General features: G+C 75.4%; 5 protein-coding genes and 1 pseudogene. All 6 read right to left on the bottom strand.

Annotated elements, in window-relative coordinates; all coding sequences use genetic code 11:
* Positions 1-237: pseudogene (locus U1T56_RS23245) on the bottom strand (hypothetical protein); the annotation flags it as partial.
* A gap of 120 nt (positions 238-357) precedes the next feature.
* Positions 358-1,530 carry a glycosyltransferase gene (locus U1T56_RS23240; protein WP_418161899.1) on the bottom strand — a complete coding sequence of 391 codons (1,173 nt, stop codon included), beginning with the start codon at positions 1,528-1,530 and terminating at the stop codon, positions 358-360.
* Complete coding sequence (locus U1T56_RS23235; protein ID WP_418161900.1) at positions 1,527-2,357, bottom strand: glycosyltransferase; 831 nt, start codon at positions 2,355-2,357, stop codon at positions 1,527-1,529. The genes U1T56_RS23240 and U1T56_RS23235 overlap by 4 nt, the downstream gene beginning before the upstream one ends.
* A gap of 154 nt (positions 2,358-2,511) precedes the next feature.
* Positions 2,512-4,083 carry a hypothetical protein gene (locus U1T56_RS23230; protein ID WP_418161898.1) on the bottom strand — a complete coding sequence of 524 codons (1,572 nt, stop codon included), beginning with the start codon at positions 4,081-4,083 and terminating at the stop codon, positions 2,512-2,514.
* Positions 4,080-5,342: a glycosyltransferase family 4 protein gene (locus U1T56_RS23225; protein WP_418161897.1), complete on the bottom strand. Its 1,263-nt coding sequence runs from the start codon at positions 5,340-5,342 to the stop codon at positions 4,080-4,082. Before U1T56_RS23225 ends, U1T56_RS23230 begins: the two co-directional genes overlap by 4 nt.
* A gap of 6 nt (positions 5,343-5,348) precedes the next feature.
* Complete coding sequence (locus U1T56_RS23220) at positions 5,349-6,788, bottom strand: sugar transferase (RefSeq protein WP_418161896.1); 1,440 nt, start codon at positions 6,786-6,788, stop codon at positions 5,349-5,351.
* Between the last annotated feature and the right edge of the window lie 60 nt (positions 6,789-6,848).

Here is a 6,848-nt window from a genome sequence, read left to right as displayed (position 1 = left end):
GGCCGCGCCGGTCGGCTGTCGGACGACCGACGAAGCCGCTCTTCCGACGACAGGCGGAAGTGGCCCTGCGAGGAAGGCGGGCTCGATGGAGCGGGTCGGCGCGGCTCTTCCCACGACGCTGCCGGGAGACGAGAAGGCGGTCACGCCCTCGTCCATGTCCTCGCCCCGCCGGGCGACCGTGCTCTCGGCGATGCCGGACATGGCCTGCATGAGGCCGTCGCCCCGCCGGGGCACCACACCGCCGATCCCGGCGCTCCGCTGCGCGACGCGGCGCCGGGAAAGGGCGGGAGCCCCCTCGCGGCGCAGGTCCCGCCGGAAAGCCGGCCCGGCGGCGCCCGCGTGAGCTTCGGCCCGTCCTCAGCCGATGGTCACGCAGGACGGCGGCGTGCCGCCGCTCAAGAGCCAGCCGTAGACCGCGCGCATGGCGGCGGCGGCGCGCTCCCAGGTGAAGCGCTCGGCGACGAGGCGGCGGCCGGCAGCCCCCATGGCGCGCCGCCGCGCCGCGGGCAGGGCCGCGAACGCGGCAAGCGTCCGCGCGAGCGCCGCGGGCTCGGGTTCGGTGGCGAGCGCTGCGCCGGCGGCGAAGCCCACCCCCAGGTTGCAGGCCGGGGTCATCACCACCGGCAGGCCGTGCGCCCAGGCCTCCAGCACCGCCACCGGCATGCCCTCGCTGAACGAAGGGAGGACGAAGCCGTCGGCGTGGGCGAAGCTCGCCGCCTTGGCGGCACCGAGCTGCGGGCCGACGAAGCGCACCCGATCGGCGATCCCGAGCGCCGCCGCGCGGGCCGCGAGCCGGGAGACCAGGCCCGCCTCGTCCCAGCCGGCGACGACGAGGTGCCAGCCGCCGCGCTCGGCCGGGCGCAGCCGGCCCCAGCCTTCGACGAGCTCGAAGAGGCCCTTCTTGGGATGCAGCCGGCCGAGGAACAGGAGCGCCTTCGCCCCTTCCGGCAGCTCCCGCCGCCAGGCGGGGGGCGGCGGCGCGCGGTCCGCCGCCGGCAGGGCGACGCCGTTCGGCACCACCGCGACCGGGTTCCTGAGACCGAGAGCCCGGATCGCCCGCAGCTCGGCCAGGTTCGCGGCATGCAGGCAGGCGGCACCCGCGAGATTGCGGTCCTCGTAGAGCAGGCGGGCGAGGCGCTTCTTCCAGGCCGAGCGGCGCAGCGCCCAGGGCTCGAGCATGCCGTGGACCGAGACCAGCCGCGGCCGCCTTCTGGCCTCGCTCCAACGCCGTGCCACCAGGGACGGGAAGGTCCAGAGCCCGTGCAGATGGACGAGGTCGGGATCGGTCGCCGCGAGCGCCGGCAGGAGATCGGGCGCGTAGCCGAAGGCCGAAGGCCCGCGCACCCGGCAGGCGGTGGCCGGGAACGGCAGCGCCGCCAGCGGCGGCTCGGCCGCGGCGGGGTCGGCAAGGCCGAGCACCCGGCAGTCGACGGCACCGTGGCACAGCGCTTCGGCGAGCGCCGTCACCGTGCTCCACACCCCGGCCATGCGGCGGAACGAGAGCTGGGCCGTGATGAGAGCGATCCTCATGGCCGGACGAGCCCGGCGAGCAGGCCGCGCGCGATCGCATCCGGCCGCCGCGGCGGCGCCCCCGCCGCTGCCGCGAGCGCGCCGGCGAGGCCCTGCGCGAAGCGCTCCACCCCCCAGCGCGCGACGATCGCCCGGCTCGCCGCACCCATGGCGGCGAGATCGAGCCCGCCGTGGGCGAGCCGGTGCAGGAGGATGGCGAGGCCGACGACGTCGTGCGGGTCGAAGGTGAAGCCGTTACGGCCCTCGGCGACGAGGTCGACGGCGCAGCCGCAGCGGCGCGAGACCAGGACCGGCAGGCCGCTCGCCATGGCCTCGTTGACGACGAGGCCCCAGGGCTCGGACGTGCTGGGCAGGACGAAGGCGCTGGCCCGGCCGTACCAGGAAGGCAGCTCGTCGTACTGGCGAAAGCCCGGAAGATGCACGCTGGCCACGAGGCCGAGCCGGGCGCGGCGGGCCTCGAGCTCGGGGGCGAGCGCGCCGTCGCCCAGGATCACGAGATCCCAAGCGGCATCGCCGGCGAGCCGCCGGTAGCGGGCATAGGCCTCGAGCAGGCCGAGGAGGTTCTTCTGCGGGACGAAGCGGCAGGAGGCGAGGAAGAAGGGCGGCCGCCCGGCCCGCGCCGCCGCCAGGGTGCCGCGGGCGAAATGCGCGTTGTCGACCGCGTCGTAGCCCAGGAAGATCCGCGTTCCCGGAAAGCCCAGCTCGAGCAGGTAGCGGCGCTGCGGCGCGCCGCCGACCAGGGCGGCGGCGAAATGGCGGAGCAGGCGGCGCTTGACCAGCTCCTTCAAGGCCCGGCGCGGCGCGTCCGCGGCCGTGCTCTCCGACATCAGGATCGCCGGGATCGCGCGCTCCCGCGCCCAGCGCAGGAGGGCGAGGGCGCTGCGCGAGGACCAGCCGGGCACTGCCACGGCCGCGATCGGCTCCTCGCCCAGCGTCCGGCCGAAGGCGGCTTCGAGCTCGCGGCGCGGGACCGTCGCCGGATCACGGCCGGAAAGCAGCGTGCGCCGCTCGAAGCCGTGCGCGTCCGGCACCGGCGCCCAGGCATAGGTCCGGTCCACGGTCGAGATCTCGAGGCCGATGAGGTCGATCCCGGCCCGGGCCGCCGCCTCGAGCCGGGCACAGTGGTAGGGGCCGAACCGCTCGAAGGCCACGACCACCCGGCCGACCTGCTTTCCCGTCATGTTCGCTCGCCTCCTGCGCGCGTATGGCCGCGCTCGCGGCCGGGGTGGTGCCGAGGACCGCCGCGAGGCGCTCCAGCAGGGCGAGCCCGCCCAAAGGGGCCACGAAGAACAGCCACTGGTAGAAGGCGGCCGGGAAATCCTGCAGGACGACGTAGACCAGAGCGAGCAGGTAGCCGATCAGGCCGCCGACGGCGAGGATGGTCCGCCGCTCCAGGGTGCGCCGCCACAGCCGGCCGCCGATCGTCCCCAGCACGAGCCATGCCAGCGGCGAGAACCAGCCGAAGCGTAAGAACGCGTCGGCGATGCCGGTCGGCGCCGAGCCCGGCGCCAGCTCCCAGTCGACGAAGGGGGCGAGCAGCGCCTCGTAGTTGATCGACCATTCGGCGCCATAGGGCTTTTCCGGCCAGAGCGCGCGCGGGATCATGCCGACGAAGGGGTAGAGCCAGGCGAAGCCTCCGTCCGTCACCCCCCTGGCGTCGGCGACGCCGACGATGGCGGCGGCGAAGTAGAGCGTGTTGCCGGTGACGTCGGGATGGATCTCGGTGGCGTTGGCGAGCGCTTCCGCCATCCCGACCTCGGCGCCGAGATGGAGCGCGTCGCGCAGGAGCGGCAGGACGGCGACGGCGGCGATGCCGAGAAGCGCGAGGAGGCCCGCCTTGAGAAGGTCGGCATGGCCCGGCTCGCGGAGCAGGAGGAACAGGGCGGCGAAGATCAGGGCGAGCCGGATCATGTCGGCCCGGTTGCCGAACACGATGCCCTGGAACAGGAGGAAGGCCAGGACCAGGAGCGCGAGGAGGCCCGCGATCCGACCCTGCGGCGCGGCGCGCCCGGGCCGGTGCCGGCGGTCGGCGAGGAGGAGGTAGAGCGCCGGAAAGAGGGCCAGGGGCAGGAGATAGAGATAGGCCGAGGTCTCCTCCCAGGCCCCGGCCGTGCCGTGCTGCGAGGCGTAGAAGGCGGCGAAGCCGCCGGAGCGCAGCACGAAGACGGTCTGGGCGAGAAAGCCAGCCGCGACCACGACGACGGCCCAGAGGCGCAGGAGCCGTCGCGGTGGATCGCGCGCCTCGCCGCGGGCGCGGAGCGGCAGATGGCGCAGCGCCTCGAAGCCCAGCACGAACGCCGCCGTGTCCAGGATCGAGAGCAGGAGGTAGAGATCGTAGTGATCGGGCCTCATGAAGCGCGCCACCGCCCAGGCGGGCTCGCCGAGAAGGCCGCATATGCCGACCGCGATCATGCCGACGGCGACGAGGAGCGGTGCCGCCAGCATCTGGACCGGCCGCCACAGGGCGAGAAGCCCGTAGAGGACGGCGACGAGGACGAGGAAGAGCCAGGCCGCGCCTTGCAGGGTGGTGAGGGGCAGGGTGGCGAGGATCAAGGGGCCGCTCCCGGAACGAGCTCGTCGAGAACCGCGAGCAGGCCCCGGCCGTAAGCGTCGAGGTCGCCCAGGGGATGGTCCCGGCCGGGGGCGGGGAAGGCGAGATCGCCGTCGGCCAGCGCCGCCAGGACGGCGGCGAGAGCCTCGAGCGAGCCCGCGGGCACGATGGCGCCGTCGACGCCCGCCCGCACGATCGAGCCGGTGGCCGGCGTGCAGACCACCGGCACACCGCAGGCGAGCGCCTCGTAGGTCACCGTGGCCGAGCCCTCGAACAAAGAAGGGAGGACGAAGACGTCGGCCCAGTCGTAGAGGGCGATCATGCCGGGGCGCGGGACGGGGCCCAGGAACGCCGCCACCTCGTGGTAGGGGGCGAGCCTTTCGGGCTTCAGCGCCACCGTTCCGGCGAAGCGCCCCTGGACGCGGCCCGGCCCGAGCCGGCGCAGCGCCTCGAGGAGATAGGGCGCGCCCTTGCGCAGGCCGACCTCGCCCGCGAACAGGACCCGCAAGGGCTCGCCCGGCCGCCGCGGGCGAGGGACGGGCCGGCGGCGGAAGCGGCCGGAATCGACCCCGTAGGGCACGATGCGGCATTTGCCGGGATCGACGCCCAGGCTCGCGAGTCCTTCGACGACGAAGGCCGAGCCGGCGACGACCCGGGTCGCGAGCCGCCATTCCTCCGCCTCGCGCTCGGCGTGGCGGAGAAGGCCCGCGATGGTGCTCTCGACCTCCTGCCAGCCGGGCCAGCGCGCGGCCTCGGCCGCGAGCAGCCTGGCCTGAAGCCGCGACGGCAGGATCACCTGCTCGAGCACGCAGCGCCGGCCTTCGGCCGCTGCCGCCGCGAACAGCTCGAGCGCGGCGCTGCTGTAGCCCCAGACGGTCCCGGCAGCACCCAGGCCGTGGGCCAGGACGGCGGCGTTGAAGCGGGCGGCCTCCTCCGCCCAGAGCCGGAACCGCGCCGCGTCGTTCCGGGCGCCGGCCTTCCTCGCGGCGCAGGCGAGGCCCAGGAGCTCGAAGCTCGTCACCTTGCCGCCCGGCAGGGCCGGCTCGTTGCGGCCGAGCCAGCGCGCGAGCGCGCGCGGCCGCAGAGGCCGCGGCAAGGCCGCGAGCGCGCGCGCGAGCCGCGGCTTGTCGCCGGCGTAAGAGTCGGTGAACAGCCGCTCGAGCCGCCCGGCGGCATGGAGCAGGCGCGGCACGGCGTAGTGCATGCGCGCGCCGAGTTGGGCCACCGCCACCCGGGCGGGATCGAAACGGGTCGTGGTCATGGCGGGTCAGCCCTTCCTGCCGGTGTCCGGGCCGCCGGCGAGAGCGGGGCCGGCGCCCCCGAACCGGTCGCGGTCGCCGGCCAGCATGGTCCAGAGCGTCAGGAGCGCGATCTCGAGGTCGAGGCGCAGGCCGTGATGACGGACGTACCAGAGATCGAAGGCGAGCTTCTCCTCGGGCGAGAGCCGGTCGCCGCCGCTGATCTGGGCGAGGCCGGTGATCCCCGGCCGCACCGAGAAGCGCTCGGACAGCAGCTCCGCCACCGCCGGCAGGTCCCTGGGCAGGAGCGGCCGCGGTCCGATCAGCGACATGTCGCCTTTGAGCACGTTCCAGAGCTGCGGCAGCTCGTCGAGCCGGGTGCGTCGCAAAATGCGACCCAGAACGGTGAGGCGCGCCGCGTCCGGCGCCTGCTCGCCCGCGGGCGAGCAGGCGAAGCGCATGGTGCGGAACTTCAGCACCCGGATCGGGCGCATGGCGTAGCCGGGGCGCATCTGGCCGAACAGGACCGGCCGGCCGTGGCAGGCCGCGACCAGGCCCGCCACGAGCAGGAGCACGGGCAGGGCGAGGACGAGCAGGCAGGCGGCGAGCACGATATCGGCGAGCCGCTTGCCGGAGAAGCCGGGCCGCTGGACCGGCCGGGCCGCGCCTTGCCGCAGCCGGGCGGCGTGGAGCCGGAGAAAGCCGCCGGCGTCGAGCACCGGCAGGTCGAGCCGGGCCGCCGTCTCGCGTAGCCGCACAAGAGCGCCCTCGTCGAGGCCGGCACCGGGGCTCAGCACCAGCATGGCGAGCGGCACGCCGTGTACGGCGAGCCGGGCCGCGACCTCGGGCAGCTCGTCGCTGCGGCCCAGGACCGGCACGTCGTGGAGCGTGCGGCCACGGGCGGCGGGATCGTCGGCGAGGATGCCGGCGACCGTCCATGGCAGCGCGGGCGGGCCCGCGCGCAGGAGTCGGATCAGCCCGAAGGCGCCCTCGCCGGCGCCGACGAGGAGGATCGGCGCCCAGTCCCGGTGCGGTACCGCGGGCGCGCTCGGGCGGGCCGCGGCGGCAGCAAGCCGGGCGCCGCAGGCGAGGGCGACGAGGACGAGCCACTGCACGAACGCCAGCGGGATCAGGGGCTGCGGGCGCGGCAGAGGCGTCAGCCCCGCCGGCAGCGCGGCCGCGGCCACGGCCACGGCGAGGACGGAAAGGCCGGCCGCGAGGGCGACCCGGGCGAGTTCGCCTGGTGAGGCGAAGCACCAGAGGCCGCGGTCGAGGTCGAACGTGCGCAGAGCGGCGGGAAAGGCGAGGGCGGCGAGGACGATGCAGAGCAGCCATCCCGCTGCCGCCGGCCGGACGCCGCCGGCGAGAAGGGGAGCCGCCGCCATGGCGAGCGCGCCGGCGAGCAGATCGAGCGCGGCCTCGCGCCGCCGAGCGCCCATCCCGCCCGCTGTCGTCCCGTCAGCCGTCATGACCGCTCGTTCCCGTGGACGCGCCGCGCGCCCACCCTCCATCCTGGTCGTTTCCGCTCG

This window comes from Benzoatithermus flavus (assembly GCF_037908215.1).
GTDB lineage: Bacteria > Pseudomonadota > Alphaproteobacteria > Geminicoccales > Geminicoccaceae > Benzoatithermus > Benzoatithermus flavus.
This window is presented reverse-complemented; position numbering and strand designations above follow the sequence as displayed.

Bases quoted from the DNA above. Each gene is read 5' to 3' on its own strand.
- U1T56_RS23225 (WP_418161897.1), bottom strand. From the start codon at position 5,342: ATGACCACGACCCGTTTCGATCCCGCCCGGGTGGCGGTGGCCCAACTC.
- U1T56_RS23235 (WP_418161900.1), bottom strand. From the start codon at position 2,357: ATGTCGGAGAGCACGGCCGCGGACGCGCCGCGCCGGGCCTTGAAGGAG.
- U1T56_RS23220 (WP_418161896.1), bottom strand. From the start codon at position 6,788: ATGACGGCTGACGGGACGACAGCGGGCGGGATGGGCGCTCGGCGGCGC.
- U1T56_RS23240 (WP_418161899.1), bottom strand. From the start codon at position 1,530: ATGAGGATCGCTCTCATCACGGCCCAGCTCTCGTTCCGCCGCATGGCC.